The organism is Stenotrophomonas maltophilia, from assembly GCF_003970865.1.
Taxonomy (GTDB): domain Bacteria; phylum Pseudomonadota; class Gammaproteobacteria; order Xanthomonadales; family Xanthomonadaceae; genus Stenotrophomonas; species Stenotrophomonas maltophilia_AR.
Genome location: NZ_RXLZ01000176.1, coordinates 1 through 547, shown reverse-complemented (window position 1 = coordinate 547; position 547 = coordinate 1). Strand labels below are relative to the sequence as shown.

1 pseudogene is annotated in these 547 nt (G+C 64.4%); it reads right to left on the bottom strand.

What is annotated here, in order from left to right:
- A pseudogene (locus EKL94_RS22285) lies at positions 1-398 on the bottom strand (hypothetical protein); the annotation flags it as partial.
- Between the last annotated feature and the right edge of the window lie 149 nt (positions 399-547).

The window sequence follows — 547 nt, the reverse complement described above, 5'->3', positions numbered from 1 at the left end:
GGGAGGGGGGACACGGGAGGGGGGGGCCCCTGGGGGGGCCGGGGGGGGGGTAAAGGCCCCCCCCGGCGGCTTCCGTGGGAGGGTGGGGGTGTGCGCCGGTCGGGCGGGTTGAAGAAGCGGTCGAACTTGCCGTTGGACTCGCAGGTGATGTCCACCAGCGTGGCCTCTCGGGTGGGGCGCTCGTCGAGGCGTGAGAGAGGGACGATGGGGAAAAGCTGCTTGATGGCCCAGGAATCCGGCAGGCTCTGGAAGAGCGAGAAGTTGCACACCAGCTTGTCGGCCAGCATTTTTTGCAAGTCCTCGAGCTCGTCGGCGGGGTAGTCGAGCTCGAGGGCGAACTTGAGGGTCTTGCGGGCGATCTGGTAGAAGAGGCTTTCGGCCAGGGCGCGGTCGCGCAAGGAGATCAGACCCAGGTCGTAGAGGTTCTGCAGGGTGTCCTTGTTGGTTGTCTCTTATTACCATCTGCCGCTGCCGCCGCACTTTACCGGGGTCATCCTGGGGGGGCGGGGGGCGCCAAAAACAAAAAAAAACAAAAAAAACACACACG